Annotated in this window: 22 protein-coding genes; 14 read left to right on the top strand and 8 right to left on the bottom strand. The window is 73.3% G+C overall.

Annotated features, from left to right (window positions below; translation table 11 throughout):
* Positions 1-25: 25 nt before the first annotated feature.
* The 6 genes from ACIHAR_RS32350 to ACIHAR_RS32325 form a co-directional block, all read right to left on the bottom strand.
* On the bottom strand, positions 26-1,348 hold the full coding sequence (locus tag ACIHAR_RS32350) for a CHAD domain-containing protein (protein ID WP_400022905.1): 1,323 nt from the start codon (positions 1,346-1,348) through the stop codon (positions 26-28).
* Entirely contained in the window at positions 1,329-3,560 is a 2,232-nt protein-coding gene (locus ACIHAR_RS32345) for an RNA degradosome polyphosphate kinase (RefSeq protein ID WP_365466482.1), read from the bottom strand. The genes ACIHAR_RS32350 and ACIHAR_RS32345 overlap by 20 nt, the downstream gene beginning before the upstream one ends.
* A gap of 827 nt (positions 3,561-4,387) precedes the next feature.
* Positions 4,388-5,389, bottom strand: a complete 1,002-nt coding sequence (locus ACIHAR_RS32340; protein WP_400022904.1) for a hypothetical protein — start codon at positions 5,387-5,389, stop codon at positions 4,388-4,390.
* The gene (locus tag ACIHAR_RS32335) at positions 5,386-6,417 is read right to left on the bottom strand and encodes an ABC transporter permease (RefSeq protein ID WP_400022903.1); all 1,032 of its coding nucleotides are present in this window, start codon (positions 6,415-6,417) and stop codon (positions 5,386-5,388) included. Before ACIHAR_RS32335 ends, ACIHAR_RS32340 begins: the two co-directional genes overlap by 4 nt.
* Positions 6,414-7,343: an ABC transporter ATP-binding protein gene (locus ACIHAR_RS32330; protein WP_365466477.1), complete on the bottom strand. Its 930-nt coding sequence runs from the start codon at positions 7,341-7,343 to the stop codon at positions 6,414-6,416. The genes ACIHAR_RS32335 and ACIHAR_RS32330 overlap by 4 nt, the downstream gene beginning before the upstream one ends.
* Positions 7,340-7,759 (bottom strand): GntR family transcriptional regulator, encoded by a 420-nt coding sequence (locus ACIHAR_RS32325; protein ID WP_365466537.1) that lies wholly within the window; start codon positions 7,757-7,759, stop codon positions 7,340-7,342. Before ACIHAR_RS32325 ends, ACIHAR_RS32330 begins: the two co-directional genes overlap by 4 nt.
* Positions 7,760-8,163: 404 nt before the next feature.
* Between ACIHAR_RS32325 and ACIHAR_RS32320 the strand changes: the two genes are divergently transcribed.
* The 5 genes from ACIHAR_RS32320 to ACIHAR_RS32300 all read left to right on the top strand — a co-directional run bounded on the left by ACIHAR_RS32320 (position 8,164) and on the right by ACIHAR_RS32300 (position 12,898).
* Positions 8,164-8,715, top strand: coding sequence for an RNA polymerase sigma factor (locus tag ACIHAR_RS32320; protein ID WP_365466475.1), 552 nt, complete (start codon positions 8,164-8,166; stop codon positions 8,713-8,715).
* 133 nt (positions 8,716-8,848) lie between these two features.
* Positions 8,849-9,685 carry a zf-HC2 domain-containing protein gene (locus ACIHAR_RS32315; RefSeq protein WP_400022902.1) on the top strand — a complete coding sequence of 279 codons (837 nt, stop codon included), beginning with the start codon at positions 8,849-8,851 and terminating at the stop codon, positions 9,683-9,685.
* Between the two features lie 47 nt (positions 9,686-9,732).
* The gene (locus ACIHAR_RS32310; protein WP_400022901.1) at positions 9,733-10,602 is read left to right on the top strand and encodes an ABC transporter ATP-binding protein; all 870 of its coding nucleotides are present in this window, start codon (positions 9,733-9,735) and stop codon (positions 10,600-10,602) included.
* Complete coding sequence (locus ACIHAR_RS32305; RefSeq protein WP_400022900.1) at positions 10,599-12,149, top strand: ABC transporter permease; 1,551 nt, start codon at positions 10,599-10,601, stop codon at positions 12,147-12,149. Before ACIHAR_RS32310 ends, ACIHAR_RS32305 begins: the two co-directional genes overlap by 4 nt.
* Positions 12,137-12,898, top strand: coding sequence for an ABC transporter (locus ACIHAR_RS32300; RefSeq protein ID WP_400022899.1), 762 nt, complete (start codon positions 12,137-12,139; stop codon positions 12,896-12,898). The genes ACIHAR_RS32305 and ACIHAR_RS32300 overlap by 13 nt, the downstream gene beginning before the upstream one ends.
* 245 nt (positions 12,899-13,143) lie before the next feature.
* Here ACIHAR_RS32300 and mshD read toward each other — a convergent pair whose 3' ends face one another.
* Positions 13,144-14,070: a mycothiol synthase gene (mshD, locus tag ACIHAR_RS32295; RefSeq protein WP_365466466.1), complete on the bottom strand. Its 927-nt coding sequence runs from the start codon at positions 14,068-14,070 to the stop codon at positions 13,144-13,146.
* A 260-nt stretch (positions 14,071-14,330) separates the two neighbouring features.
* Between mshD and ACIHAR_RS32290 the strand changes: the two genes are divergently transcribed.
* The 9 genes from ACIHAR_RS32290 to ACIHAR_RS32250 all read left to right on the top strand — a co-directional run bounded on the left by ACIHAR_RS32290 (position 14,331) and on the right by ACIHAR_RS32250 (position 24,600).
* On the top strand, positions 14,331-16,133 hold the full coding sequence (locus ACIHAR_RS32290; RefSeq protein WP_400022898.1) for a bifunctional metallophosphatase/5'-nucleotidase: 1,803 nt from the start codon (positions 14,331-14,333) through the stop codon (positions 16,131-16,133).
* Between the two features lie 230 nt (positions 16,134-16,363).
* Positions 16,364-16,489 (top strand): hypothetical protein, encoded by a 126-nt coding sequence (locus ACIHAR_RS32285; RefSeq protein ID WP_400022897.1) that lies wholly within the window; start codon positions 16,364-16,366, stop codon positions 16,487-16,489.
* A gap of 53 nt (positions 16,490-16,542) precedes the next feature.
* Positions 16,543-16,668 carry a hypothetical protein gene (locus ACIHAR_RS32280; protein ID WP_400022896.1) on the top strand — a complete coding sequence of 42 codons (126 nt, stop codon included), beginning with the start codon at positions 16,543-16,545 and terminating at the stop codon, positions 16,666-16,668.
* Positions 16,669-16,852: 184 nt separating this feature from the next.
* Entirely contained in the window at positions 16,853-18,706 is a 1,854-nt protein-coding gene (locus tag ACIHAR_RS32275; RefSeq protein ID WP_400022895.1) for an ABC transporter ATP-binding protein, read from the top strand.
* A 396-nt stretch (positions 18,707-19,102) separates the two neighbouring features.
* On the top strand, positions 19,103-19,600 hold the full coding sequence (locus tag ACIHAR_RS32270) for a hypothetical protein (RefSeq protein ID WP_400022894.1): 498 nt from the start codon (positions 19,103-19,105) through the stop codon (positions 19,598-19,600).
* Between the two features lie 266 nt (positions 19,601-19,866).
* Positions 19,867-21,486, top strand: a complete 1,620-nt coding sequence (locus tag ACIHAR_RS32265) for a hypothetical protein (protein ID WP_400022893.1) — start codon at positions 19,867-19,869, stop codon at positions 21,484-21,486.
* Positions 21,483-22,292: an ABC transporter ATP-binding protein gene (locus ACIHAR_RS32260; RefSeq protein ID WP_400022892.1), complete on the top strand. Its 810-nt coding sequence runs from the start codon at positions 21,483-21,485 to the stop codon at positions 22,290-22,292. The genes ACIHAR_RS32265 and ACIHAR_RS32260 overlap by 4 nt, the downstream gene beginning before the upstream one ends.
* Positions 22,289-23,506 carry an ABC transporter permease gene (locus tag ACIHAR_RS32255; protein WP_365466454.1) on the top strand — a complete coding sequence of 406 codons (1,218 nt, stop codon included), beginning with the start codon at positions 22,289-22,291 and terminating at the stop codon, positions 23,504-23,506. Before ACIHAR_RS32260 ends, ACIHAR_RS32255 begins: the two co-directional genes overlap by 4 nt.
* A 5-nt stretch (positions 23,507-23,511) precedes the next feature.
* Complete coding sequence (locus ACIHAR_RS32250; RefSeq protein WP_400022891.1) at positions 23,512-24,600, top strand: hypothetical protein; 1,089 nt, start codon at positions 23,512-23,514, stop codon at positions 24,598-24,600.
* 52 nt (positions 24,601-24,652) lie between these two features.
* Here the strand turns inward: ACIHAR_RS32250 and ACIHAR_RS32245 are convergent, their stop codons facing one another.
* Positions 24,653-25,411: a PH domain-containing protein gene (locus ACIHAR_RS32245; RefSeq protein WP_400022890.1), complete on the bottom strand. Its 759-nt coding sequence runs from the start codon at positions 25,409-25,411 to the stop codon at positions 24,653-24,655.
* Positions 25,412-25,426 lie beyond the last annotated feature (15 nt).

Genomic DNA, 25,426 nt, shown 5'->3' with positions numbered 1-25,426 from the left:
TCGTAGGGGTTTCCGGAACGCTGGACTACGACGTACTCGTGCCGATGGTCTGCTTCTGCCACGAGCGCTGGAAGGCATACCGGGCCGCCTCCACATCGTGCCGCTGGTCCGCGTGCAGCACGCCGAGCGCGTACGCCGTCGCGGGGGCGATGCGCGGGGTGCGGGCCGCCTGGGCCGCGGCGGCCGCCGCCTCCGAGGCGTCGCGGTGCCGGTCGAGGGCCTGGCCCGCCGAGAGCAGCCGTACGTCGAGGGGGGCGCTGTCGGCGCCGCCGTGCAGGACCTCCAGGGCGTAGCGGTGCAGACGCAGGAGGAGGCGGACCTGGTGCCAGGGCGCGTCGTGCGGATGCGGGGCGGGGTCCGGAGACAGGCCGTGGACCAGGGCCTCCGCGTTGTAGGGGAGGCCCGCGGTGACCAGGGGGAGCGCTGAGACGGCGTCCCTGAGGCGTTCCTCGGCGGCGGCCGCGAGGGGGCGCAGGTCGGTGGTGGCGGCGGAGGCGAGGAGGGGGACCTCGCTGGCCAGGACGGCGACCTTGTCCGCCACGGCGTGGAAACGGCTCGACCCCAGAGCCTGCAGGGCGGTGGAGTGGGCGCGGGTGCGGGCGAGGGTGAGCTGGCGGTCGAGGAGGGCGCCCGCCTTCGCGGCGCCCACGGTGAGGTTGCCGCGGTCCGGGACGGCAGGGTGTGCGGGATGACCGGCAGCCGCTTTCTGCTGGACGGGACCCGGCCCGGCGGCACGGCGGCCCACGGCCACGGACGCGGCCGCGGACGCGGCGGCCGCGCCGGGGACGGCGCCCGCGGGGGGAAGCGCGCCCAGGCCGTCCGGAACCCCCGGCGCCGCGCCCGCGGACGTCATGGCGTCGGCCTCGGCCGGGGTCCCCGTCCCCGTACCGGCCCCCGCGCCCGGCTCCACGCCGGAACCGCGCGAGCGCCCCGCCACCCCCGCGGCCCCGGCCGTGGCCGTCTGCACCGGGACCGCCGTGGCCCCCGACAGCCGGTGCAGGGCCAGCAGCAGGCGTTCCAGCCGGGCCTCGCAGGCGTGTTCGAGGGCCAGGGTGCCCGACACCCAGGCCAGTTCGGGGCGGATCTCCTCGGACCAGCCGGGGTCGAGGAGTGGGCGGAAGGTGTGCAGGCTGCCGCTGATACGGCGGGCCGAGCGGCGCAGGGCGCGGGCCGCGTCGACGGATTCCCCCGTGCCCGCCGAGCCGTTCGCCGCACCGCCGGTCTCCCGGTACAGGCGCAGGGCGCGGAGGAACCCCGTGGCCTGCGCCCGCAGATAGGCCTCGAGGGCGTCCCCCGTGGTCACGGGCCCGGCCGCGGAGTCCGTCAGGTCATGGTGCTGCTGTGCCACGCCGGCGCCTCCGGGCGTCTATGAGCATCTCCTGGACGTTGCGCAGGGGCCCGCCGTCTCCGTCGTTGGCGTGCCGGGTCCACTCGCCGTCCGGGCCGAGGTGCCAGGAGGCGGTGGTGTCCGACATTCCGGTCTCCAGCAGCCGGTTCAGCGCGGCGCGGTGGGCCGGGTCGGTGACCCTGACCATGGCCTCGATACGGCGGTCGAGGTTGCGGTGCATCATGTCCGCGCTGCCGATCCACACCTCGGGCTCGCCGCCGTTGCCGAAGGCGAACACACGGGAGTGCTCGAGGAAGCGGCCGAGGATCGAGCGGACCCGGATGTTCTCCGACAGGCCGGGCACGCCCGGGCGCACCGCGCAGATGCCGCGCACCCAGACGTCGACGGGCACACCGGCCTGGGAAGCCCGGTACAGGGCGTCGATGACGGCCTCGTCCACCATCGAGTTGACCTTGACGCGGACGTAGGCGGGACGTCCGGCGCGGTGGTGCTGGATCTCCTTGTCGACCCGTGAGACCAGGCCGTCGCGCAGGGACTTGGGGGCGACGAGCAGCCTGCGGTACGTCTCGCGGCGGGAGTAGCCGGAGAGCCGGTTGAAGAGGTCGGAGAGGTCCGCGCCGACCTGCGGGTCGGCGGTGAGCAGGCCGAGGTCCTCGTAGAGCCGCGCCGTCTTCGGGTGGTAGTTGCCGGTGCCGACGTGGCTGTACCGGCGCAGGGTCTCGCCCTCCTGGCGGACCACCAGGGACAGCTTGCAGTGGGTCTTCAGGCCGACGAGGCCGTAGACCACGTGGCAGCCGGCCTCCTCCAGCTTGCGCGCCCACTTGATGTTGGCGTGCTCGTCGAAACGGGCCTTGATCTCGACCAGGACGAGCACCTGCTTGCCGGACTCGGCGGCGTCGATGAGCGCGTCGACGATCGGGGAGTCGCCGGAGGTCCGGTACAGGGTCTGCTTGATCGCGAGGACGTCCGGGTCGGCGGCCGCCTGCTCCAGGAAGGCCTGGACGGAGGTGGAGAAGCTGTCGTACGGGTGGTGCAGGAGCACGTCCCGGCTGCGCAGCGCGCCGAAGATGTCCGGCGGGGACGCGGACTCGACCTCGGCGAGGTCGCGGTGGGTGCCGGCGATGAACTTCCGGTACTTCAGCTCGGGCCGGTCGAGGCCGTGGATGCGGAAGAGGCCGGTGAGGTCCAGGGGACCCGGCAGCGGGTAGACCTCGGCCTCGCTGATCTTCAGCTCGCGTACGAGCAGGTCGAGCACCTCGCGGTCGATGGACTCCTCGACCTCCAGGCGCACCGGCGGCCCGAACCGGCGCCGCATCAGCTCCTTCTCCAGCGCCTGCAGGAGGTTCTCGGCGTCGTCCTCCTCGACCTCCAGGTCCTCGTTGCGGGTGAGCCGGAAGGCGTGGTGCTCCAGGACCTCCATGCCGGGGAACAGCTCTTCCAGGTGGGCGGCGATGACGTCCTCGAGGGGCACGTAGCGGCCCGGGGAGCTCTCCAGGAAGCGGGACAGCAGCGGCGGGACCTTGACGCGCGCGAAGTGCTTGTGGCCGCTGACGGGGTTGCGTACGACGACCGCGAGGTTGAGCGAGAGACCCGAGATGTACGGGAAGGGGTGCGCGGGGTCGACGGCCAGCGGCGTCAGGACCGGGAAGATCTGGTGCCGGAAGAGCGTGAAGAGACGGGCCTGCTCCTTCTCCGTCAGCTCGCTCCAGCGGACCAGGTGGATGCCCTCCTCCGCGAGGGCGGGCGCGACGTCCTCGTGGTAGCAGGCGGCGTGCCGGGCCATCAGCTCGCGGGAGCGGGCCCAGATCATCTCCAGGACCTCGCGGGGCTGGAGGCCGGAGGCGGAGCGGGTGGCGACGCCGGTGGCGATACGGCGTTTCAGTCCGGCCACCCGGACCATGAAGAACTCGTCGAGGTTGCTCGCGAAGATGGCGAGGAAGTTGGCCCGCTCCAGGAGGGGCGTGTTCGGGTCCTCGGCGAGCTCCAGTACGCGCTCGTTGAACGCGAGCCAGCTGCGTTCCCGGTCGAGGAAACGACCCTGCGGCAGCTGGGCCCCGTCCCGCTGCGCCTCCTCGTACGCGTCGAGGTCGGCATCGATGTCGGGTTCCAGGTCGGAGACCGCGGCGGCCACGGTGTGCGGGCGGTGCGCGGCTATGGAGCCCACGGAGGGCTGCGCGTGCTGGACCTGTGCCTGGGTGTTCGGCTGGCTCATGGACCCATTCTTCCGCGCCAGAGGCGTGACAGGCGCGTCAGAACGTGCGGGCGGGAGCACGGCGGCGCTTCCCTCGGGGCGAGGTGCCCCGGGGGGTGGCGAAGGCTCGGGCACGGCGGCGTTCATTGACCGAGCGTCGCAAGGCCGTCTGAACCGACGGTTACGGAGACATGGCGTGTGGGATATCGGGGGGCGGCCCCGCGGGGTGCGGGGGCCTCGGGGGGCGCCTGCGGTGGCCGGGGCCGAGCCCGCACGGGGCGGGGTGCGGGGCGCGGCCCCCGGCGAGGCCTGGGGCCTGCGGCGCGGTTTTCGGGCCTGAGCGCGCAACGGTGGCCCTTGGCCGGGGTGTGAGGTGCGGGGTGCGGTCCGGCGGGGTCTCGGGTCGCTGGGCGCGGTCTCGGGCCTGAGCGCGCACCGGTGGCCCTTGGCCGGGGTGCCGAGGTGCGGGGCTGGCGGGCGGCCCCGCGGGGTGCGGGTGCCTTGGGGGGCGCCTGTGGCCGGGGGCCGAGCCCGCACCGGGTGCGGGGGTGCGGGGCGCGGGCCCCGGCGGAGGGCTGGGTCTGCTGCGTGCTGGCCGTGGCCTGAGCGCGCACCTATGGCCCTTGGCCGGGGTGCGCGGTGCATGGTGCCGCCCCGGCGGGGGCCTGCTGCGCGCGGTCTGTGGCCTGAGCCCTCACCCGTGGCCCCACGCCGGGGCCCGAGGTGCGGGCGCGGACCCGGCAGGCCCGTGGCCTGCTGGGCGCGGTTCGCGGCCCGGACGCGCAGCCATGGCCCTGGGCCGGGGTCCGGGGTGGGTGGCGCAGGGCCGCCGTGGGGCGATGGTCCGCTCAGGCCGTGCGGTGGCGGAGTACCTGGTACGCGGCCGCGGTGGCGACGGTGGCGATGGCCAGGAGGACGCCGGTCTCCACGAGCTGGAGGGGCCAGAAGTGGGACTCGGGGTGGTACGTCGTGTAGAAGCCGGTGACGCCGTTGTCTTCCAGGCAGCGCCGCCAGACCTCGGCGCCCTTGCCGTCGCACCGCCAGAACTCGACGTTCGGCACGCGGCGGCCGTGGACCACGGCCCCCGTCTCCAGCCTCCACGCGCCGTCGGGCGGGTCGACCACCTGCGTCGCGGAGGTGCGGGACGCCGCCGGCCACAGGGAGGCGCGGCGGTCCGCCAGGAAGAGGGCGAGCAGCCACGTCGCGGCGAACGAGACGCCGAGCGCGGGCAGGGCACGGCGCAGCAGGAGCGCGGTGAGGACGCCGAGGGCCAGGGCGCACAGGGCGTACGCGACCGTGACCGGGCCGCGGGCCACGAACACCTCGCCCTGCATCCACCCGGTGACCCACAGGAGGTCCTGGTTGGCCGTCCACACCCAGCGGAACACCAGCACCAGGGCGGTCGCGCCGAGCGCCACGGCGAGCGCGGGCACGGCGAGCTTTGCGGTCAGCCAGCGGGCGGGCGTGACGCCCTGGGTCCAGGCGAGGTGCGCGGTGCCACTCTCCAGCTCACGGCCGATCAGCGCCCCGCCGGCGAACGCGGCGACGGCGAGGAAGACGTGGGCGGTCAGCACGGCGATCCAGCCGACGGGCTCGCTGAAGCCGAACGTGCCGAACGTCAGGTCGCACCAGTGCCGGCCGGCGCGTTCACAGGCCTCCTGGTTCGCGCGCCCCTCGTCGGCGGTGACCGAGGCGAGCCACACCAGCCAGCCGCTCAGGCCCAGCACGAGCGCGCCCCAGACGAGGAGGGCCGCCCGGTGCACCCGCAGGACGGTGCGGACGGTGCCCCAGCCGGGCCCAGGTCCCGTGTTCGTGCCGCCGCGGGTGACGGCGGGGGCGACGGCGGTCATACGGCGGCCTCCCGGGGGGCGAGGGGAGTGGCCGTCGACCGTCGCAGCAGCAGGAAGGCGGCCAGGGTGAGGGCGGCGGCGAGGGCCAGGAGCAGGGCGGTGGTGGTGAGCTGGAGGGGCCAGTAGTGGGACTCGGGGTGGTAGGTGACGTAGAAGCCGGTGACGTCGAGCTTGGCGTAGACGGCGCCGCAGCCTTCGACGAGCGACGGTCCGCAGCCGGGGTCGGCGAGGCGCGCGCCGGTGGAGGTGACGACGCCCGCGTCGACCTGGACGCCGTCGTACGCGTAACCGGTGGCGATGCTGGTGACGCGGGTGTGGGCCGGCCACAGGTGCGGCATGGCGGAGTCGGCCAGGACCCGCAGGGCGCCAGCGAGGACCAGGCCGGTCAGCAGTGCGGGCAGCGTACGGCGCAGCAGCAGGCCCGCGAGGGCGCCGGCGGCGAGGCCGGCCAGGGCGAGGGCGACCGTGGTGGGGCCGTTGGCGTGCAGCGTCAGGTTCTGGTACCAGTCCTCGGCGGTGTCGATACGGCCCTCGCCCGCCTGCCAGGCCAGGCGGTGCAGCAGCACCGTGAGGCCCGTGCCCACGGCGACCAGGGCGGCCGGAACGCTGAGCTTGACCGTCAGCCAGCGGAGCGGGGAGAGGCCCTGGGTCCAGGCGAGGTGCGCGGTGCCGCTCTCCAGCTCGCGACCGACGAGGGCGGCGCCCGACCAGGCGGCGACGAGGAAGGGGATCAGGTTCAGGGCGGCGGTCGTGTACGCGTACACGTCCTTGTAGCGGAGGATCGGCTCCTGGTAGTAGCGGCAGGGAGCGTCGAACGGGCAGGCGTTGTACTGCCGCCAGCTCTCGGCGGCCGCGTCGGTGAGCGGCCCCCACAGCCACAGCAGGGCCAGTGCGAGCAGAACGACGAGCGCGGTCCAGACGATGAGGCCGGCGCGGTGCACGCGCAGGAGCCAGCGCAGGTGGGCGCGCGTGGGGCCGGGGCCCGGCTTCCCGCTGGTCTCCGGGGCGGGAGCGGCGAGGACGGTCATGCGGCGGTCTCCTCGGCGGGTGTCGCGGGGACCAGCGGCACCGCCTGGGGGTTGCGCAGGTAGGCGAGGACGAGTTCCTCCAGGGACGGAGGCATGGGGCGCCAGGCGTCGGGGAGACGCCCGGACGGGCGCAGCAGCGCGCTGGTCTGGCGGCCGGTGACACGGGACTCGACGACCGTGTGCGGGGTCAGGTCCGCCGACTCCGAGGGCGCGCTCACGCGCGCGTGGGCGGCGAGCAGATCGTCGATCTCGCCGGCCAGCCGGATCCGGCCGCCGCCGACCAGGAGGAGGTGGTCGCAGGAGTCCTCCAGTTCGGCGACGACGTGCGAGGACATCACGATCGTGGTGCCGTGCTGCGCCGCCTGCGCCATCAGCGTGCCCATCAGCTCGTGCCGGGCGAGCGGGTCCAGGTCGGCCATCGGCTCGTCCATGAGCAGCAGTTCCGGCCGCTTGCCGAGGGCCAGGGCGAGGGCGACGCGGGTGCGCTGGCCCCCGGAGAGGGCGCGGATCCTCGCCTTGGGGTCGAGAGCGCCTGCGGAAACGATCCGCTCGGCGGTTTCGGCGTCCCAGCGGCCCGGGTTGAGATCGGCGCCCACGAGCAGCGTCTCGGCGACCGTGAGCTGCGGGTACAGCGGCTTGTCCTGGGCGACGTAGCCGACACGCGCGCGTGCCGACGCCGGGTCCGTGCCGAGGACGGTCACCGTGCCCTCGGTGGGGGCCAGCACTCCGGCGGTGAGGGCGAGGAGCGTGGACTTGCCCGCACCGTTGGGGCCGACGACGGCACAGACACGCCCGGCGGGCAACCGGAACGTGCAGTCGCGCAGCGCCCAGCCTTCCCCGGTCCCGGCTCGGCTCGCACGGGGGAAGCCCCATCGTCGGCCGAAGCGCTTGCCGAGCGCGGTTGCCGCCATGGCGGTGTCGGTCATGAGGGATCCCCCTGGGAGTGCTGGTCCTGGCCGGCGAGGTTTCCGGCGAAGTGTTCGTCGAGTACGGCGGTGAAGAGCGCGGCCACGTCGTCGCGGTCCAGGCCGGCGGCCCGGGCCCGGGCCGCCCAGGCGTCCAGCTCCGTGCGCAGGGGCGAGTCCGCCGGGGCGGTGCTCAGCCCCCGCCGTACGAACGTGCCCAGGCCGCGGCGGGCCTCGACGAGCCCGTCGCGTTCCAGCTCGCGGTAGGCCTTCAGCACGGTGTTCGGGTTGATGGCGGTCGCTTCGACGACCTCCCGGGCCGTCGGCAACTTGTCGCCGGGGCGCAACATGCCGAGGCGGAGGGCCTGTTTCGTCTGCTGGACGATCTGGACGTAGGTGGCCACGCCGCTGTGCCGGTCGATGCGGTATTCGACCACGTCGACAACCACCCTTTCACTAATTGAGTAGTGAAAGGGTGGTGCAAGGGCGGTGGATACGTCAAGCCGGTCGAGAAGAAGGCGGGCTCCGGGTCGGCGGACGGTCGGGAGTCGGGACGGGGGTGGCGGTCGGTGGACGGTCGGAAGTCGGGCCCGGGACGGTCGGGAGTCGGGTCGGGGGTGGCGGTCGGTGGACGGCCGGGAGTCGGGCCCGGGACGGTCGGGAGTCGGGTCGGGGGTGGCGGTCGGTGGACGGCCGGGAGTCGGGCCCGGGACGGTCGGAATCCCGGTCGACGACGGCCGAAATCGCAGCTGAGCAGTGGTGGACGCTCGCGCTGAGCAGGGGCGGAAAAATCGTGGGCCGGATCGTGAACCGATCGGCGGGGCTCGTCCGATGAGGGGATGTGAGCGAAACGAGAAGCGACGGGGAGCTGCTGCGGGCCATCGCGGCAGACGGGGACCGTCACGCCTTCGAGGAGCTGTACCGGCGGTACGCGCCGTGGCTGACCGCGCGCATGCGCAGCCGCTGCGCCGACGCCGGGATAGTCGACGACGTCGTGCAGGAGACCTTCCTCGCGGTGTGGCGGGGCACCGCGCGCTACCGCGAGGAGGGTCCCTCCGGCGATGCCGCCGGCTGGCTGTGGCGCATCGGCGCACGCCGGCTCGTCGACGCCATGCGGGGCGACGGCGCGCGCGGCCGTCTGCGTCAGGCCCTGGCCCGGCTGCGCCACCGCGACGAGGTCTCGGCGGAGGACCGCGTGCTCGCGGGGGTGGAGCACGGGGACCTCGCCGGGGCCCTCACCCGCCTCTCCCCGGAGCTGCGGGCGGTCCTGCAGGCCACCGTCATCGACGGGCTCACCACCCGGGAGGCGGCCGTCCTGCTCGGCATCCCCGCGGGCACGGTCAAGACGCGGGCCCAGCGGGCCCGCAAGCAACTGCGGGAGGCGCTGGCATGAGGCGGTACGTGCGCGAAGGGCGCCGGTTCCGGAGTCCCGCGGCGACCGGAAGGCACGCCGGCGTGACACGTCTCGGCGACGGACAGGGCCCGCGCGGGTGCGCGGGGGCCGAGCGGCTGAAGGAGGCGCTGGCATGACGTGGCATGTGGCAGAGGAGGACCTGCGTGCGTATGCGCGGGGCGAGCTGGCGCCGCCCCTGCTGTGGTCCGCCGACACGCACCTCACGGGGTGCGCGCGGTGCCGGGCCCGGCTCGCGGACGCCGTCGACCCGGTCGCGCTGGACGCCGGCTGGGAGCGGCTGGACGCCGAGCTGGACGCGCCCCGGCCGGGCCTGAGCGAGCGGCTGTTGATGCGGTTCGGCGTGGCCGACCACACCGCGCGGCTGCTGACGGCGACCCCGGTGCTGCGCCGCTCCTGGCTGCTGGCGGTGCTGTCCCTGCTGGTCATGACGGTCCTCGCGGTCCACTTGGCGGACCGGCCCGCCCTGTTCCTCGCCCTCGCCCCGCTGCTGCCGCTCGCCGGCGTGGCCCTCTCCTACGGTCCGTCGCTCGACCCGTCGTACGAGATGGCCGTCGTCGCCCCGATGCACGGCTTCCGGCTGCTGATGATCCGCACGGTCGCGGTGCTCACCGCCGGCCTGGCGTTCAACGGCCTGGCGACCCTCGCCCTGCCGGAGTACGGGCTGCTGGCCCTGGCCTGGCTGCTGCCCTCGCTCGCCCTCACCGCGACGGGCCTGGCGCTGACCCCCCGGCTGGGCCCGGTCCTCGCGCCCGCCCTGGTCGGCGGCGCCTGGCTGACGCTGCTGGTGATGGCCCATCTGCACACCCAGGGCACGCCCGCCCCCTTCACGGCGGCCGGACAGTCGGCGGCGGCGGCGGTCGCGGCCCTCGCCACCGTGCTGCTGCACCGCACCCGTGACCGCTTCGACGTCCGTCCCGTCGGCGGCTTCCCGGAGGGAGGCGCCCTGTGACACCGTCTCCCGCCCCCGCCTACCGACCGGACTTCAAGGAGCCCCGCATGACCACCGCGCCCACCACCGTGACGGCCACCGGCCTGTCCCTGCGCTACGGCGGCACCCACGCCCTCGACGGCGTCTCGCTGCGACTGACCCGGGGCGTCACCGGACTGCTCGGCCCCAACGGCGCCGGGAAGACGACCCTGTTGCGGGTGCTGGCCACGGCCGTTCCGCCCGACCGGGGCGAGTTCACGGTTCTGGACCACGACCCGGGCACGGCGGCCGGCCGTCTGGCCCTGCGCCGCACGCTCGGCTATCTGCCCCAGACGCCCGGCTTCCACCCCGACTTCACGGCCTTCGAGTTCGTCGACTACGTGGCGATCCTCAAGGAGCTGACCGACCGTGGGGCACGGCACCGAGAGGTGCGGCGCGTGCTGGAGGCCGTGGACCTCTCCGGGGTGCGCGGCAAGCGCCTCAAGCGGCTGTCCGGGGGCATGCGGCAGCGCGTCGCCCTGGCCGCCGCGCTCGTCGGCGACCCCGGCTTCCTCGTCCTGGACGAGCCGACCGTCGGCCTCGACCCCGAACAGCGCATGAGATTCCGTGAGCTGGTCGCCGAGGCCGGTGAGGGCCGCACCGTGCTGCTGTCCACCCACCAGACGGAGGACGTGGCGATGCTCTGCCATCGGGTGGTGGTCCTCGCCCGTGGCCGTGTCCGCTTCGAGGGCACCCCCGTCGAGCTGACCGCCCGCGCGGCCGGCCGGGTCTGGAGCAGCACGGAACGCGACCCGGACGCCCTGGCCGGCTGGCGCACCGGCGCCGGCACCTTCCGCAACATCGGCGACCCCCCGCAGGGCGCCGACATCCTCGAACCCACCCTGGAGGACGGCTACCTGCTCGCCCTCGACGGCGAGAGCAGGACGGTGACGGCATGAACACCACCATCACGCCCGTCGAGGACGCGGTCCCCGCGCTCCCCGCCCCGTCCCACCGCCCCCGCCGCACCGGCGCGGTCCTCGCCCTGGCCCGCTTCGAGACCCGCGAACTGCTGTTCCAGATCCCGGTGCTGGTCTTCCTCGCTCTCTACGTCACCCTGGTCGCCGTGCGGTTGATGCGCCAGGACGGCATGGACGACTTCCCCGTCCTCCACATGATCGACCGCGAGACCCAGACGGCACCGCTGCTGTTCGCCATCGCCCTTCTCGTCTGCACCAACGCGGCAGCCCTGCGCTCGCGCAAGCACGGCACGGTGCAGCAGTTCGACGTCCTGCCCATGGAACCCTGGCGGCGCACGCTCGCCCACCTGCTCTCCGCGGTGCCGTTCGCGGCGCTCACGGCGGTCGTCGTCACGGTCGAGTTCGCCCGGGAGGCATTGAAGCCCGGCGCGATCGGCCACGGCTCGCTCGGCGAGTTGGCCGTCGGCCCCCTGACCGTCCTGCTGGCGGGCGTCACGGGAGTCCTGCTGGCCCGGCTGCTGCCCTCCCCTTTCACGCCCATACTGTTCGTGGTCGCCGCGTATCTGCTGATTTTCACCGCCTCGGCGGCCGGAGCCGACAGCGCCTGGGTGAACCGGCTCACCCCCGTCGCCGCCCTCGACATCGCCGGCGGCGACGACCCCGTCCCCTCCGACCTGCTCGGCCGCCCGGCCGCCTGGCACGCGCTGTACGTCGCGGGCCTGTGCGTCCTGGTGGTCTGCGCGGCCCTCCTGCGCTCCGGCGGCCGCACGCGCGCCGTCAGTACGGCGACCGCCCTGGCCCTCGCGGCCACCACCGTCGGCGTGATCGGCCAGATCCCGCGCGACACGGCCGCCCTGGAGGCGGCCCGGCGGACGGCGTCCACGACTCCGCAGAAGGTCCAGTCCTGCACCACGCACGGCAGGTCTACGTACTGCTCCTTCCCCGAGTGGAACGGCGTGCGCGACGACTGGGCCCGCGTGGTCGACCGCGTCCAGTCCGCGGCCGGCGGCAACGCGGCCGGGACGCGCCTGACCGTGCGCCAGCGCATCGACACCAGCGGCGGCGTGGAGGTCGACACCTCGCTGACCCCTTCCACCCACCCCGCCGAGGTGACGGTCGGCACCCGCTGGGGCGGCAACCGCGTCCCCGAGTTCGCGGTCGGCGTCGCCTCCGTCCTGGTGGCGGGCTCCGAGGACGGGGCCCAGACCCTGTGTGACGCCAGGCCGGTGACGATCATGTGGCTGGTCCTGGGCACCGATCCCACCCCCCTGTCGACGTTCAAGGACGTGCGCCTGGACGACAGCACCACCGGGTCCGGCCTGGTCCTGGCCCCGACGAACGGTCTCTCTCTGACGAAACAGCAGACGACGGTCGTCCGTGAGCTGCTGACCCGCCCGCGGGCGGAGATCTCCGCCCGGGTAAAGGCCCACTGGACGGAACTGACGTCGTCGAAGACCTCCACCGCCGAGGCGGCGAAGCTGCTGGGCGTCCCGGTGCCGAAGGGGCAGGAATCATGCGAGGAGTAGCGAAGGGCGGGGCCCGGAAGGAAGGGCGTCGACCGGGCCGCTTCGCCGGACCTGCGCAGCGCGGCACGTCGGGGCTCCCCGGCGCCGGGCGGATGCTCGGTCCGGCCCTGCTCCGCTCCCTCGTCCCCTCGCTCTGGCGGACGCTCCCCTGGCGGGCGCTGGGCGTGGCAGGAGGTTCGGGACTGCTGCTCGCCGCGGCTCTGCGGTGGGAGGAGCGGGCACCGGGTGAGGGCTCGACCCTGGGTGTGCTGCGACTGATCGCGCTGAGCGGCGCGCTGGGCCTCGCCTTCCTGCTGGACGACCCCGCCCGCCACACGACGGCGACCACCCCGGTCGGCCGCCCGCTCCGAGCCGGCCTGCGGCTGGCGCTCGTCGCTCCGCTCCTCGCCCTGTGGTGGGCGACGACCCTGCTCCTCATACCCGGTCAGGCCCGCCCACCCCTCGGTCCGGCCACCCTCGAGGCCGCTGCCGTCGCCGCGACCGCGCTCGCCCTCGCGACCGTCGCCGTCCGCTTCACGGACGCGGCGGAAGTGGGAAGGGCGACGGTGCTCCGGCTCGGTGTCGCTGCGGCGCTGGTGCTGCTGGTGCCCGAGCGGTGGGGGCTGTCGGCCGTACCCGGGGAGCCGTGGTGGGAGGCGACACAGGCGAGATGGACGGTGGTCCTGGGCGTCACCGTGGCGGCGACGGCACTGGGCACTCCGGAGCCCTTGCGGCGCCGAGCGGGTTTCTTCAGCCCGTCCAGCGCTTGAGGACGAGGCCCCCCGGACAGGGCGTCGGCCGTAGCGGCGGTTCGGGAGCTGACGCGGGGGACCGGAGGCGGCAGCCCCCGGCAGGGCGCGGATGACGGCCGAGGACCGCCACACCTACGGCCCGGTGCGCCCTGGCCCGACCGGCGCGGGCCTCGGCCTCCGACTCGGGGGCACCGCCCCACGAGCCCCGGGCGCCGGCACCCACGGCAGCGGCCCCACGAGCCCCCGCGCCTCCGGCACCGTGCTCACGTCTCCGTGCGGTACATCAGATCCGTCTCGTGCGTGACGAACCCCAACCGCTCGTACACCGACACCGCCGCCTTGTTGTCCGCGTCGACGTACAGCATGGCCGTGGGCAGCCCCTGCGCCGCGAGATACCGCAGGCCGATCGTGGTCAGGGACTTGCCGAGGCCACCACCCTGGGCGCCGGGGGCGACGCCGAGGACGTAGACCTCGCCCAGCTGTTCCTCGGCGTGGACCTTGGTCCAGTGGAAGCCGACCAGTTCGTCGCCGCGGAAGGCGAGGAAGAAGCCGGCGGGGTCGAACCAGGGCTCGGCCTTGCGGTCGTCGAGGTCGCGCTGGGTGAGGGAGCCCTGTTCGGGGTGGTGGGCGAAGGCGGCGGCGTTGACCGCGAGCCAGGCGCTGTCGTCCTGCCCGGGAACGAAGGAGCGGACGGTCACGCCCTCCGGCAGCACCGGATCGGGCAACTGCAGGTCGGTCAAGGAGCGCCGCATCTGCCGGAGTTCGCGGAACAGCGTCAGCCCCAGGACCTGCGCCAGGTGCCGGGCGGCGGAGTGGCCGCCGTGGGCCCAGATCCGCAGCCGCTTCCCGGAGGCGGCGAGCAGCGCCGCGCCGAGCGCGCGGCCGTGCCCGTGCCCGCGGTACGGGGGGCCGACGACGAGTTCGGCGGCCGGCGCCTCGACCGGATCGGTGTCCTCCAGCTGGGCGTAGCCGACGAGTTCGTCGCCGACGGTGAGCAGCAGATGGGCGACGCCCTCCCGTGCTCCACCGCGCAACTGCAGCCGGCCCTGTTCGGACACCGCCTGCTGGCCGTCGTTCCGGGCGGCGTCCGCGAGCAGGGCGAGGACGGCCTCGGTCTGTTCGGGGGAGAGCGCGGAGTAGGTCTCGATGGATCGGGAGCCGTGGGTCCGTGCGGTGTCGTCGCTGGTCATGCGTACGAGGGTAAGGGGCGGGCGGCGCAAAGTGGCGGCAAGCGGAACGGGGAGCGAAGAGGGAGCGGAGTGCGAGCGGAGAGGCACACCGGACGGCAAGCGGAGGCAAAGGGAAACCAGGATGTAACCATGAACCCCCTGTCGCGCTACGCGCGTTGACTCTAGGCTGCCGCCCGACGGGGCCACTTGTCTCACACGCCTCCCAGAGCCGGCCCGGCCGGGGGGAAGCCGACACCATTGCCGACACCACAGGGGGGCGCATGCCAGCCACTTCCCAGTCGTTTCCGAGCCGCAGACGCCGTACGTACGGGCTGCTCGCGGCGGCCGCAGGTCTGGCCACCGCCGGCGCCCTGACCGCCGCGCTCCCGGCGGGCGCGCACGACAGCAAGCACGCCAAGCCGCTTCCCAGCCGCTACCAGGACGTGCAGTTGCTGTCCTTCAACGACCTGCACGGAAACCTGGAGCCGCCGTCCGGCTCCTCCGGCCGGGTCACCGAGATCCAGGCGGACGGCACGACGAAGACGGTCGACGCGGGTGGCGTCGAGTACCTGGCCACGCACCTGCGCCAGGCCCGCGAGGGCAACGCGTACTCCATCACCGCGGCCGGCGGCGACATGGTCGGCGCCTCCCCGCTCATCTCGGGCCTGTTCCACGACGAGCCCACCATCGAGGCGCTGAACAAGCTGGAGCTGGACGTCACGTCCGTCGGCAACCACGAGTTCGACGAGGGCGCCAAGGAACTGGCCCGCCTGCAGAACGGCGGCTGCCACCCGACGGACGGCTGCTACACCGACGAGGGCTTCGCGGGCGCCGACTTCCCGTACCTCGCGGCGAACGTGCTGAACGAGAAGACCGGCAAGCCGATCCTGAAGCCCTACTGGGTCTGGAAGAAGAAGGACGTCAAGATCGGCTTCATCGGCGTCACCCTGGAGGACACGCCGGGAGTCGTCTCCGCCGAGGGCGTCAAGGGCCTGAAGTTCAAGGACGAGGTCGAGACGATCAACAAGTACGCCAAGGTGCTGCAGCGCCAGGGCGTGAAGTCGATCGTCGCGCTGATCCACGAGGGCGGTCTGCCCGCCTCCACCTCGTACAACTACAACTGCGACGCGCCGGGCGCGGGCGACGGCATCTCCGGCCCGATCGTCGACATCGCGAAGAACATCACGCCGCAGGTCGACGCCCTGGTGACGGGCCACACCCACGCCGCGTACGCGTGCACCATCAACGACCCGTCGGGCAAGCCGCGTACGGTCACCTCGGCCGCGTCGTTCGGCCGCCTCTACACCGACACCACGCTGACGTACGACCGCTTCACCGGTGACATCGCCCGGACGGCCGTGAAGTCGGCGAACCACGTGGTCACCCGGACCGTGGCCAAGGCGCCGGACATGACCGAGCTGATCGGCAAGTGGAACGCGCTGGCCGCCCCGATCGGCAACCGCCCGATCGGCTACATCTCCGGTGACGTCCCCAACTCGGGCACCGAGTCCCCGATGGGCGACCTGATCGCGGACGCGCAGCTCTGGTACGGCAAGAAGCTCGACGCGGAGACGGACCTCGCGCTCATGAACCCGGGCGGCGTCCGGGCCGGCCTGACCTACGCGGCCAAGGGCACCGAGGGCGACGGCGTGGTGACGTACGCCGAGGGCTTCACCGTGCAGCCGTTCTCCAACACCGTGAACCTGCAGAACTTCACCGGCGCCCAGCTCATCCAGGTGCTCAAGGAGCAGGTGAGCGGCTCGAACGCGGCCGCGCCCAAGATCCTGCAGCCGTCCGCCAACCTGACGTACACGCTGGACCTGACGAAGACCGGCGCCGACCGGGTCGTCACGGACTCCATCAGGCTGAACGGCGCGGCCGTCGACCCGGCCGCCACCTACCGCGTCGCGACGAACAGCTTCCTCGCGGGCGGCGGCGACGGCTTCACCACGCTGGGCCAGGGCACGAACGACCTGGTCGGCGCCGACGACCTGGCCGCTCTGGAGCAGTACCTGACGGCCAGTTCCTCGGCCGCCTCCCCGATCGCTCCTCCGGCGGCCAACCGGATCACGATCGTGCAGTAACCGGACCTCCGGTCCCTCCGAGGGGCCCGGGAAGCGTGTCACCGCTTCCCGGGCCCCTCCCGTTTTTCCCGTCATAAATTCTGTGTGAATTCGCGTTCGGTTCCCCGGACCTCCTGAAAATCGTCTCAGGCGTATTTCATCGAGGTATCAGCGGATTCGACGTTCTCCGGGCTTTCGGTGCCGTAGTGTTTTCCATGTCGGAAAGCAAACGACGAAACAAGGAGAAGGTCATGAGCTTCCGTAAGGTCACCCCCGTGAAGAAGACCCGCAAGACCGCTGCTCCGGCACCGGCTCCCAAGAAGAAGGCCGCGAAGGAGGCCGCTCCCAAGCGCCGCCCGGTGGCGCACAGGGGCTAACAAAGCTTAACCAAAGCAAATCACAGGAAACCAGAAGAGAAAGAGGTAATTCCATGAGCTTCCACAAGGTCACCCCGGTGAAGAAGACCCGCAAGACCGCCGCCCCGGTCCCGGCGGCGAAGAAGAAGGCCGCGAAGAAGGTCACCCCCAAGCGCCGTCCGGTGGCGCACAAGGGCTGAGCACGCCGCGAGGCGGGGTCACCGGTCACACGAGCGCGCTCGTGCCGGCGGCCCCGCCTCGGCCATGTCCGGAGCACGGCCTGCGCGCCCTGCGGCCGCGCCCCGCGCAGACCACCGCCTTGGCCCGGCACGGCCATGCCCGGAGCACGGCCACGTCCCAAGGACAGAGAGGAAGTTGCTGACGATGAGGGAAGCCCGGGAGGCCTTCCGCCGGTTCTGGCCGCTGACCCGCGGCGAGCGTGCGTGGATGCTGGTGATCGTGGCGTGCGTGGTGCTGTCCGCGCTCGCCGAGACCGCCGCCATCCTGCTGTTCGCCGAACTGACCGACAGCGCCCTGAAATCCGGTTCGCTCTCCGCTTTCTGGGGGCCCGCCAGCGCCTGGCTGGCCGTCGCCGCGCTCGGCGCGCTCGTCGGCTACCTCGGCAACTCGCTCGCCACCTGGACGGCCGAGAGATTCGTCCTGCGTCTGCGGGCGCACGTCTTCGGCCACGTCCAGGACCTGCCACCGCACTTCTTCCAGCGGCACCGCCAGGGCGACCTGGTCGAACGTCTCACCGGCGACGTCGAGGCCATCGAGCAGATGGTCGTCTCGGGCGTCGTCGGCACGATCTCGGCCGCCTTCTCCGTGGTGTTCTACGCCGCGGCCGCCGTCTACCTCCGCTGGGACCTGGCCCTGGCCACCTTCGTCCTCGCCCCGTTCTTCCTGCTCGCCGCCCGCCGCTTCTCCGGCCGCATCACGCAGGCCGCGCGGGACGAGCGGGTGGCGGACGGCGCGATCACGTCGGTGGTGGAGGAGTCCCTGGGCAACGTGGTCCTCACCCAGGCGTACAACCGGCGCCGGGACGAGGAGCGGCGTCTCGACAAGGAGGCGCGCGCGTGGATGCGGGCGAGTGTGCGCGGCGCGCGGCTGAGCGAGATGTACGAGCAGTTCGTGGAGGTCGTCGAGACGCTCTGCGTGCTGGCGGTGATCGGCCTCGGCGTCTGGGAGATCTCCGCGGACCGTATGACGCTGGGCGCCCTGCTCGCCTTCGCCGCCTTCATCGGCTACCTCTACCCGCCGGTCCGCAACCTCGGCCAGCTGGGTCTGACGGTGACCGCGGCGACGGCCGGCGCGGAACGCATCGCCGAGATCCTCGACGCCGAGCCGGCCGTGCGGGACCCCGAGGCCCCGGTCGCCCCGTGGCCGGTGCGCGGCCGGGTCGGCTTCCACGGCGTCGGTTTCCGCTACCCGGGGGCGTCCAGGGACTCCGTGCACGGCCTGACCTTCGCCGCCGACCCCGGTGAGCTGGTCCTCGTCACGGGCCCGAGCGGCGCCGGCAAGTCCACCCTCGCCAAGCTCCTCACCCGCTTCTACGACCCCGACACCGGCGTCATCTCCCTGGACGGCGTCCCGCTGACGGACGTACCCCTGGAGTTCCTCCGCGAGAGCGTCACCCTGCTCCCGCAGCAGACCCTCGTCCTCAACGGCACGATCCGCGAGAACATCGCGTGCGGCCGTCCCGGGGCCTCGGACCGGGAGATCGAGCAGGCCGCGAGGTCAGCGGCGGCGCACGCGTTCGTCACCGCCCTCCCCGACGGCTACGACACCCCCATCGCCCCCGGCACCGCCGCCCTCTCCGGCGGCCAGCTTCAACGCGTCGCCATCGCCCGCGCGATGCTCCGCTCCGCCCCCGTCCTCGTCCTCGACGAACCGACCACCGGCCTCGACTCGGTCGCCGCCCGCCAGGTCGTCCAGCCGCTGCGCCGTCTGATGGCGGGCCGTACGACGATCATGATCACCCACGACCTCAGCCTCGCCCCGGACGCGGACCGCGTGCTCGTGGTCGACGACGGCCGGCTGGTGGACGCCGGGACACACGACGAACTCATGGGCCGGTGCCCGGTCTACGCGAGGCTGGCGGAACCCTGGCCGGCGGAGCCCTGGCCGGCGGAGCCCCAGCCGTCGAAACCCTGGCCGGCAGAGTTCCAGCCGGCGGAGCCCCGGCCGGCGGAGAGGGCCGCGGCGCCCGACGACACGTTCGTCCTGCGGACGGGATGACGCCCACGAAGTGCGAGCCGGGATGACGCCCGCGAAGTGCGAGCCGGGATGACACTCGTGAAGCGCGAGCCGGGATGACGCCCGTGAAGCGCGAGCCGGGAGGAAACCCGCGGCGCGAACGCCCCCCGTCACAGATCCCCCACGAGCACGAGCTTGTAAAGGTTTTGTGCGGAAAGCGCGGCTCCGACCAGCGTGACGGAAAGCGAAGGGTTCGGGTTCCCCTTTCTTCGTGTGGTGAAGCGCACGTTCCCCGCCAACTGGCCGGATTAGGCCGCGCAGTTGATCTCATGTATCAATATGAGGCGCTCACGGCGCCCGACGGGTTCGGGCGCGGCGCTTTTGGCGACGGCTCCTCGACCACGAGTCGTCGCAATTAGTTGACGGGGAGACAATCGAATGAACAACGGTATACGTATGCGCCTGGCCTCCGGTGCGGCCGCCGCTTTCGCGGCCGGGGCACTGGTCCTGGCGGCGACGCCGGCGCACGCCACCTCGGCCTCCACTTCGGTGGGCATCCCGGGCGGCAACAAGATCTCGGTCAACGCCTGGCACTGCGGTTTCTACGTGACCGCCTGTGACTGGAAGGCGTCCACGAAGATGTCCGGCATCAACCCGCGCAAGGCCAAGTGGATCCAGAACCGCGCCGAACTCGCCGCCCACGGCATCAGCGTGAGCATCACCATCTCCAAGAACCCCGAGGCCACGCTCACGATGAAGAGCAAGTCCCTGGGTGAGGTGCGCTGGAAGAACACCAACGCCAGCATCTCCGACACCTACGGCCAGATGCGCCCGGGCGGTGCCACCACCTACGTGTCGACCAAGAGCTGCGGCTCGGCGAAGGTGACCAACTCGATCAACGTCAGCGAGAAGTGCGCCTACGCGGGCGCCGCCTGACGGATTCCGCTTCGCGCCGGCCGGATCGGCGCGCCACCTCCAGTGAACAGCGGCACATGAAGTGACCACGGGTGTCACACCGTCAGGGCGCGGCGGTGTGACGCCTCTTCATGAGTGCCCATGGGTATTTCCGTGGGAATTCGTCGGTATTTTCTCGGGCTCACTCGCAGGACGACGCACGGGGGCGTTAAGTGAAATTCGGCGCGAGGACGCACGGCGGAAAGTCGGCGTCCCGGTTGGTCGGGGCGGCCGTGTGTGCCGCCCTCATGACGTCATGCATATCCACGTCCGGTGATTCCGGGCGGAAAGAGCCGGACGCGGCCCGGCAGTTCGACCTTCTGGTCAGCGAACAGAACGGCTACTACTACCACCCGTTCCTGCGCGAGGAGCCGGCCGGCCCGCAGGCCCAGTCCTTCGCGCTGCGGACCCTCGCCGAACTCGGCCACGCTCCCCGGACCAGCATGGCCGCGGCGGAGGTCGCGTCGTTCCGGCGGGGAGCGCTGGAGACGTCGTCCCTCTGGGGCCGTGACTGGCTGATCCCGCTGCGGCGGGCCGGCGCCTCCGAGGCGCTGGGCGCCGCCGACGCCACGGCCGTGCACCAAGCCCGCGCGCAAGGCGGCTGGTACGTCGACTCCGCCCTCGGCGACGACGACGACGCGGCGCGCCTCGGCGCCACCTGGGCGGCCCTCGAAGTGCTGGACGCGCTCGGGCGCCTGGGCTCCACACCGGAAACGGACCGGGCCGCCACCGTCGCCTGGCTGCGTTCGATGGCGGGGACACCGCGCCCCCTGGACCAGAGCGGTGCGCTGGCCCGCTCCCTGCGCCTGCTCGGGGAGCCCGTCCCCGCAGCGCTCACCGGCCTCCCGGCCCCGCGTACCGACGACTTCGACACCCTCACCCCCGACGCCCGGGCGACCCGCCTCGCCGACACCTACAGCTACGTCCTGATCCAGCAGGCCGCCGGGAAGCGACCCGCCGTGAGCCGCGAGGCCTGGGAACCGGTGCTGCGGGACGGCGCGGCGACCCTCCCCTACGAGCAGCTCTACGACCTGGTGCACGTGCTGAAGGCGGCCGGATCACCGGCGTCCGTGTTCACCCCCGTCCTCGAGCGGCTCGACGCGGCCCGCCTCGACGACGGGACGGTCCGCGACCCCGACGCCTATCTCGGCAACCCGGACGCCTCCCTCTTCGTGCAGCGGCTGCGGGCACTGGCCGGATGGTCCCGCGAGGACCCCGGGCTGCCGGCGGCGATCGACCGCGAGGAGAAGTCCGGCGACGCCGACGAACAACCCGCCGAGCAACTGAACCGGGCGGCCCTGCGCAAGGTCACCGCGGGCGGCCGCACCACCGAGGGGGCGCGGCGGCTGTGCGCCGACCCAAGGGTCCTGCCCACCACCGTGACCGAGCGGAACGCCACCCAGTGGCAGCGCACCACCCTCAACTGCACCGACGCCGGCATCACCCCCGGCGACCCGGTGATCGGCACCTGGAGCACGGACACCCCGGACCGGGTGGTGTCCGCGGCCACCGTCGCCGTGGGCCTCGCGGACAGCGGACGGCGCGACCGGATCCCGTCCTGGATCACCGCCGACGCCCTGCGCCCCTGGGCGCAGAACCCCGACCGGTTCACCTCCGTCTACTCCTACGCGCTGGTGGCCCGGGCCTACGTCCTGCTCGGCGGCGCCCAGGACACGGCACTGCGCGCGGCCCTCGGGCGCGGCATCACGCCCTACGGGGGCTGCCCCGGACTGCCCGGCCTGTTCCAGGTGGGCCATGGCGAGCCCGCGTGCGACCTGAAGACCACCTGGAGTGTGTGGGCGTTGGACCGACAGCTCCACCAACCGATGGGCTGGCTGCCGGCCGGCGAGCCGAGGAACGGAAAGTGAGCGAGAGTTCGGTGAACGCACTGCTGCGGGCCGAGGGTGTGGCCAAGTCCTACGCCCTCCGCGGAAGGAGGGTCGACGTGCTGGGCGGCGTCGACCTCGCCGTGAGGGGAGGCGAGGTCACCGCGCTGGTCGGCCACTCCGGCTCCGGTAAGTCCACGCTCCTGCACATCCTCGGGTTGCTGACCCCGCCGGACGGCGGCCGGGTCTTCGTCGGGGACACCGACACCTCCGGGCTCGGCGACGCCGCCCTCGCGGACCTGCGGCGCAGCCGGCTCGGCTTCGTCTTCCAGGCGTACAACCTGCTGCCGCAGCACTCGGCGCTGCGCAACGTCGTCCTGCCGTACACCGGCCGCCGCGCCGACGGTGAGACGCGCGCCCGGGCCCTTCTGGAGCGGGTCGGGCTCGCCGAGCGCGCCGACCACCTGCCGGGCGAGCTGTCGGGCGGCGAGCAGCAGCGGGTGGCGCTGGCGAGGGCGCTGGTCAACGACCCGCCCGTGGTGCTCGCCGACGAGCCGACCGGAAACCTCGACACCGACAGCGAGGACGTGCTCCTGCGGCTCTTCCGGGAGCTCGCGGACGAGGGCAGGGCCGTGCTGCTGGTGACGCACAACCCCGCGGTGTCCGACTTCGCGGACGTCGTGCACCGCCTGGACAAGGGCGTGTTCACGACCACTGGGCAGAACGCGGCGCCGCGGCAGAGCACGGGGCCGGCGCCGGCAGAGGGCGCGGAGTCCGCGTCGAGGAAGAGCACGGAGCCGGCGTCCGGGAAGAGTACGGAGCCGGCGTCGGGGAAGGGCACGGAGTGAACGTCTTCAGTCTGGCGACGGCCAACGTCCGCGCCCTGCGCCGCCGCCTGTTCGGCCTGGTCGCGCTCGTCTCCGTCGCCGCGGCCGTCTGCCTGGCCGCGCTCGGCATCGCCGACCGGGCACAGGGCGCCACCGACTCGGGTGTGAAGGAGAGCAGCGCCAACCGCAGCATCACCGTCGACCGTCCCGACGGGCGGCCGGACACCCCGCAGTTGACGGACCGTACGGTGGAGCGGCTCGCGCGGCTTCCGCACGTCGAGTCCGTCCAGCACCGGGCGCAGGCGTCGTTCGGCCTCCTCACCGAGGCGGGCGACACCGTGCTGCTGTACGCGACGACCTACCGTCCGGCGATGCCTCCGCCGGTCACCAAGTCGGTGCGCAAGGACCTCTTCCCGCTGCGTCCGGGCGAGATCGTGGCGCCGGCCAGGTCCCAGGGCGTCGATCTGAGCGCTCTGGTGGGCCGGGAGATCGAGACGGAGACGACACGCTTCGTCCGCCCGGGCGAGGGCACCGGCGTCAGCGGCCAGGTCCGGCTGGTCGGCGTCTACGACCCCACCTGGCAGCTCGACAACGTGGACGCCGCCTACGCCGCCGACTCGACCGTCATACGGTGGGCGGCCCAGCGGGCCGGCGTGCAGGAGGAGAACTACCTGCGCACCGTCGGCTACGACCAGCTCACGGTCGTGGCGAGGACGGCCGCGGACGTGCCCGGCGTGATGAGGTCGGTGCAACGGCTGGGCTATCCGGCGGTCACCCTCCAGCAGCAGCTCGACGAACTGCCCGCCGTCCTCGAACTGATCAGGATGGTCGGCCAGGTGCTGCTCGGGGTGCTCGGCGTGCTGGCGTTCGTCGGCGCGGTCACCGTGACCGGTGCGCTGTCGCGGCAGCGGGCCCAGGAGATCGGGATCCTGAAGGCGGTCGGATTCCGCACCCGTGCGGTGCTCACGATGCTCGTCACGGAGATGGCGCTGGTCGGGGCCGTGGCCGCGCTGCTCGGCACGGTGCTCGCAGCCGTGCTCGGCGGCGGTGCGGCGGCCGTCCTGCGCCGCAGCGCGGACCTCGCGCCCTACGTCGAGGGCTGGGTGCTGCTGCCGTCGGCGGGCACCCTGCTCCTTCTCCTCGTGCTGACGGTGCTGGTGGTGGCGGTCGGTTCGCTGGCCCCGGCGCGCAAGGCGGCGAGGAAACCCCCCACAGACGCGATGAAGGACTGGTGACCCCCATGCCGTACGCCCCTGAGCCGTACGTATCCGCACACGACCCCGCCGTGCCGGCCCCCACCCCCCGTGGGCGGCGCCGCATCCCCCGTCCGTTCCTCCTGCTGGCCGCCCTGGCCGCGGCGGCCGCTCTGACGACGACGGCCTGCTCGGGGCCCGGCGGAGTGGAGCTGGGCACGGACTGGGAGGGCTCCAGCACCTTCGCGCTGGCCGAGGTCGACGGACTGGTGACGGTCGTCGGGATCGACCCCGCCGAGCCCGGCGCGCAGAGCCTGGCCGTGGTGCCGCAGCAGGCGGACGACGACGACTCGGTCAGCCCGCACATCGTGCGGCTGGCCGACGGCCGCTGGATGCTGAGCGTCCCCCGCACGAACGGGAAGCCGGACCGGCGGTACCTGGTCAACCGTGAGGACCACACCCTGGACGGCATGACGGGCGACGAGCGGCTGCGCCGCACCCTGCCCGGCAGGACCCTGGTGGCCGAGGTGGCGGGACTGCCCGGCGCGGACGGGAAGTCCAGCGTGCTGGTCAAGAACCCCGCCGACTGGACCACCGAGCGTGAGCTCGAGGTCCCCGGCACCATCGGCCTCGCCGCCTCCGACCCGGCGTCGGACGTGGTCTGCGTGGCCGCCGGGAACACGGTCTCGACGGCGGACCTCACCACCGGCAAGGTCACCCCGGTGCCCGTGCCCAAGGGCCTCACCGTCGACCAGCTCGCCTGCCCGGCCGGCCACCCGGTGGTCGTCGGCGCGCCGGCATCGGCCGCCTCCGGCCGGGTCGCGGTCTCCCTCACCCGCCAGGCCGCCGTGACGACCGTCTCGGTCACCGGGGCCCGGGCCGACGCGGTCGCCGCGCGGGGCTCCTCCATCGTGGTCGCCGCCGCCAAGGGCGACGACACGGAACTGATCGAGGTCGACGCGCACAGCGGCAAGGAGCTGCGCCGCGCGACCGTGCGAGGCATGGCCGCGTCCCTGGCGCTCACCCCCACCTCGGCCGGCTGGCTGCTCTACGCCGAGGACTCGGTCACCCGCGTGGACCTCGCCACGGGGAAGACCAAGCGGTTCGACCTGCCGGGCACCCTGCTGGACTCCTGACGGACGAACGGACGAACGGGCGGGCGGCCGGGCGGACCGGGCGGGGCCGGGGTCAGCCCCGCCCCGCCCGCACCTCCCACCACCCGTGCAGCAGCGCGGCCAGCACCGCGAGGGAGGCGAGAGGCACGCACACCAGCAACAGGAACGGCTGCCCCTGCGTGCCGGTGACGAGCGCCCGTCCGGCCCAGAGCACCACCATGGCCGCCAGCACCAGCGCGGCACCGAGGTTCGCCCGCTGCCACGCCGTGCGATGCCCGGCCCGCCACCGCACCCGCGCCTCCGCCCACGGCGCCTCACCCACCCCACCGTCCCGCGGGGCGACCGCCGCACGCAGCTCCGCGACCTCTGCGTACGGGTCGTCCAGCTGCCACTCGTCGAGGCGCGGGAGGAGGATGCGACGGCCGTCGGTGGCGTAGAGGTACGCCGGCGACCGGGGTGTCAGGCCGTGGGTGTCGCGCCTGCGCGGCTCGACCCGGATGTCGTGCACGTCCGCCCAGGCCACCGACCGTGTCCGTACGGCACCGCGGACGGTGACACCGTGTGCGGTGACGACGGTCCGGCCGCGCCACTGTTCCAGCGCGAGCGCGGCCAGCGGCACCCACAGCGCCACGGCCCCGGCCGTCGACAGCCACTCGGGCGCCAGGGCACTCGACCGCGACGACGCGAACGTCCGCCACGTCTGCTGGGCGGCCGTCAGCAGACAGAACGCCATCAGCGCGAGCAGCGCTTTCGGCACGGGCCGCCGTCGGCGGTACTCCCGTGCGATCCGGTCCACGTCGTCCGCGTACTCGCCGTCCGCGTCGTCGGCCATGCGTGCCTCCCCGGC

This window comes from Streptomyces sp. NPDC052016, from assembly GCF_044548445.1.
Taxonomy (GTDB): Bacteria; Actinomycetota; Actinomycetes; order Streptomycetales; family Streptomycetaceae; genus Streptomyces.
The sequence above is the reverse complement of the archived record's forward strand: the minus strand, read 5'-3'. Positions and strand labels throughout refer to the sequence as shown.

Coding starts and splice junctions, on each gene's coding strand:
- ACIHAR_RS32340 (WP_400022904.1), bottom strand. CDS start 5,389: ATGACCGCCGTCGCCCCCGCCGTCACCCGCGGCGGCACGAACACGGGA.
- ACIHAR_RS32270 (WP_400022894.1), top strand. CDS start 19,103: ATGAACAACGGTATACGTATGCGCCTGGCCTCCGGTGCGGCCGCCGCT.
- ACIHAR_RS32280 (WP_400022896.1), top strand. CDS start 16,543: ATGAGCTTCCACAAGGTCACCCCGGTGAAGAAGACCCGCAAGACCGCC.
- ACIHAR_RS32315 (WP_400022902.1), top strand. CDS start 8,849: ATGACGTGGCATGTGGCAGAGGAGGACCTGCGTGCGTATGCGCGGGGC.
- ACIHAR_RS32300 (WP_400022899.1), top strand. CDS start 12,137: ATGCGAGGAGTAGCGAAGGGCGGGGCCCGGAAGGAAGGGCGTCGACCG.
- ACIHAR_RS32250 (WP_400022891.1), top strand. CDS start 23,512: ATGCCGTACGCCCCTGAGCCGTACGTATCCGCACACGACCCCGCCGTG.
- mshD (WP_365466466.1), bottom strand. CDS start 14,070: ATGACCAGCGACGACACCGCACGGACCCACGGCTCCCGATCCATCGAG.
- ACIHAR_RS32335 (WP_400022903.1), bottom strand. CDS start 6,417: ATGACCGTCCTCGCCGCTCCCGCCCCGGAGACCAGCGGGAAGCCGGGC.
- ACIHAR_RS32245 (WP_400022890.1), bottom strand. CDS start 25,411: ATGGCCGACGACGCGGACGGCGAGTACGCGGACGACGTGGACCGGATC.
- ACIHAR_RS32330 (WP_365466477.1), bottom strand. CDS start 7,343: ATGACCGACACCGCCATGGCGGCAACCGCGCTCGGCAAGCGCTTCGGC.
- ACIHAR_RS32345 (WP_365466482.1), bottom strand. CDS start 3,560: ATGAGCCAGCCGAACACCCAGGCACAGGTCCAGCACGCGCAGCCCTCC.
- ACIHAR_RS32275 (WP_400022895.1), top strand. CDS start 16,853: ATGAGGGAAGCCCGGGAGGCCTTCCGCCGGTTCTGGCCGCTGACCCGC.
- ACIHAR_RS32310 (WP_400022901.1), top strand. CDS start 9,733: ATGACCACCGCGCCCACCACCGTGACGGCCACCGGCCTGTCCCTGCGC.
- ACIHAR_RS32265 (WP_400022893.1), top strand. CDS start 19,867: ATGACGTCATGCATATCCACGTCCGGTGATTCCGGGCGGAAAGAGCCG.
- ACIHAR_RS32290 (WP_400022898.1), top strand. CDS start 14,331: ATGCCAGCCACTTCCCAGTCGTTTCCGAGCCGCAGACGCCGTACGTAC.
- ACIHAR_RS32285 (WP_400022897.1), top strand. CDS start 16,364: ATGAGCTTCCGTAAGGTCACCCCCGTGAAGAAGACCCGCAAGACCGCT.
- ACIHAR_RS32305 (WP_400022900.1), top strand. CDS start 10,599: ATGAACACCACCATCACGCCCGTCGAGGACGCGGTCCCCGCGCTCCCC.